The 2,093-nt window shown below is 65.2% G+C and carries 4 protein-coding genes and 1 pseudogene; 2 read left to right on the forward strand and 3 right to left on the reverse strand.

Features of this window, described 5'->3' with window-relative positions; translation table 11 throughout:
- The coding region (gene cwsA, locus WB785_RS21545; RefSeq protein ID WP_424081643.1) for a cell wall synthesis protein CwsA at positions 1-232 on the reverse strand (232 nt) is incomplete at its 3' end.
- An 84-nt stretch (positions 233-316) separates the two neighbouring features.
- On the opposite strand from cwsA, the gene WB785_RS21550 reads away from it, so the two are divergent.
- Positions 317-865: a peptidylprolyl isomerase gene (locus WB785_RS21550; RefSeq protein ID WP_424081645.1), complete on the forward strand. Its 549-nt coding sequence runs from the start codon at positions 317-319 to the stop codon at positions 863-865.
- A gap of 19 nt (positions 866-884) precedes the next feature.
- Here WB785_RS21550 and WB785_RS21555 read toward each other — a convergent pair whose 3' ends face one another.
- Positions 885-1,301 carry a PH domain-containing protein gene (locus WB785_RS21555; RefSeq protein WP_424081647.1) on the reverse strand — a complete coding sequence of 139 codons (417 nt, stop codon included), beginning with the start codon at positions 1,299-1,301 and terminating at the stop codon, positions 885-887.
- A gap of 155 nt (positions 1,302-1,456) precedes the next feature.
- On the reverse strand, positions 1,457-1,738 hold the full coding sequence (gene crgA / locus WB785_RS21560; protein ID WP_424081649.1) for a cell division protein CrgA: 282 nt from the start codon (positions 1,736-1,738) through the stop codon (positions 1,457-1,459).
- A 101-nt stretch (positions 1,739-1,839) separates the two neighbouring features.
- On the opposite strand from crgA, the pseudogene WB785_RS21565 reads away from it, so the two are divergent.
- Positions 1,840-2,093: pseudogene (locus WB785_RS21565) on the forward strand (hypothetical protein); the annotation flags it as partial.

Below are 2,093 nucleotides of genomic sequence, written 5' to 3' on the forward strand. Positions count from 1 at the left end.
CCTCCTGGGCTGCGGCGAACTCTTCCGCAAGCGCCTCTTGGGCGGATTGCAGATCCCGGGCCAGGCGGCCCTCCCGGTAACGCCGGCGCAGACTCGACGCGCCGGCCTGCGCCGAGTGCGCGCCCAGCTCGACGAGGCCGCGGGTAACGTCCACCGGTCCGACCGCGGTGTAGGTAAGGCCGCGGGATAGCCGCTGCCGCGAGGTCAGCCGGGTGTGGTTGTTAGCGCTCATTGCTCGCCTTCCCCGGCCGCTTCCGCGAGACCGTAATCGGATACTTCCAGACGGTAGCCCGGTGGGCGTAGCCGGGTAAGCGTGATGGCAGACTGTGATGCCGTGACTACCAGCCCGATTCAGACTGCCACTGCCACACTGCACACCAACCGCGGCGACATCAAGATCGCGCTGTTCGGAAACCATGCGCCCAAGACCGTCGCTAACTTCGTCGGTCTGGCCCAAGGCACTAAGGAGTATTCGACCGAGAACGCATCGGGCGGTAGCTCCGGCCCGTTCTACGACGGCGCGGTCTTCCACCGTGTGATCAACGGCTTCATGATCCAGGGCGGCGACCCGACCGGCACCGGCCGCGGCGGCCCGGGCTACAAGTTCGCCGACGAATTCCACCCCGAGTTGCAGTTCGACAAGCCCTACCTGTTGGCGATGGCCAATGCGGGCCCGGGCACCAACGGCTCGCAGTTTTTCATCACGGTCGGCGAGACCCCGCACCTGAATCGCAAGCACACCATCTTCGGCGAAGTCGTGGAACCGGACTCACAGCATGTGGTCGACGCGATCGCCACGACCGCTACCGGCCCCGGCGACCGTCCGACCGAGCCCGTCGTCATCGAGTCGATCACGATTTCCTGAACCGGCTGCCGGTCGCCGACTAGGGGCCGGCGTAGCCGTGCGCGGTGAGGACGTCGAGCACCTGCAACGGATCGGCGCCAAGGTCCCAACGCGAGAAGATCAGCAGCCGGCCGTCCTTCGCGTCGATCTCGAGCAGCCGCATCTTGCGCCCGATGCGGCGGAATTCGGTGATCCGGATGATCTTGATCTCGGTGCGCTGCAAAAGCTGCGTCCGCATCCAGCCGCGGACGCGGAGGCCGTCGGACGTGATTGCCAGTTTCGGACGTGCGCGCCACGACGCGCTTGCAAACAAGATCAGACCGGCCGCGGAAATACCGAGCAGTAACCGCCCCGGGGGGTCTGTGACGACAGTCACACAGGCGATAGCCATCACAATGCCCGCGATGCCGCAAGCTGCGATTCCGGTTGAGGACGGCGACCACTGCGTTTGCTGCACGCTGCTCCTAGGCGGGCCTACCACTGCCGATAGGGTTATCCACAAGCGCTATCAACAATGGGGATGAATCACACGCGTGTGATCTAACAAGTGAGAGGTTGCCGGCCCAGTAACCGCGCAGACCGAAGATGAATTCATTACGGTCGCGCCAACGGTTACCGCCACCGCATTGTGAGCAACAGTCCAGTGATCATGAAAGCAAACGCGACGGCGTAGTTCCACGGGCCGAGGTTGGCCATCCAGCTGAGCATCGAGGGTGCGTCCGGGCCCGTCGCGGCCAGCTGGAACACCATCAGCCAGACCAGGCCGATCAGCATCAAGCCGCAGAACAAGACAACGAACCACACGCTGGACGGCCCGGCCTTCACTTTGACCGGCGTACGGCTGACCGCGCTGACGGTGAAGTCGGTCTTCTTGCGGACCTTGGATTTGGGCATTTCTACCTCGGGATGCCTCGGCGGTTACGGTATTCAGGGCAGGGGTGCTGGAGTGTGTCAGGACGAGCCTAACGCACCCACCAGCACCGAACGGAGAGCCGATGATCACACGGATCGCTCGGCGGCTCGGGGCGCGCGGGGCAACCCCGCACCCGGAAGGATCGAGCCCGTCGTCGTGGCGGGTCGGCGTCCCGCTGGTCTGCCTGCTGGCGGGGTTGCTGCTCGGCGCGACGCACGGGGTGTCCCGGGGCGGCGAGATTCGGCGCAGTGACGCGCCACGACTGGTGGACTTGGTCCGTCAGGAGCAGTTCGAGGTCGACCGGCTGAACGCCGAACGGGATCGACTGGCCAACAC

The sequence above is a fragment of the Mycobacterium sp. genome, assembly GCF_049585075.1.
GTDB lineage: Bacteria > Actinomycetota > Actinomycetes > Mycobacteriales > Mycobacteriaceae > Mycobacterium.

Excerpts from the sequence above, each read along its gene's own strand:
- WB785_RS21550 (WP_424081645.1), top strand. The coding sequence starts at position 317 with ATGGCAGACTGTGATGCCGTGACTACCAGCCCGATTCAGACTGCCACT.
- crgA (WP_424081649.1), bottom strand. The coding sequence starts at position 1,738 with ATGCCCAAATCCAAGGTCCGCAAGAAGACCGACTTCACCGTCAGCGCG.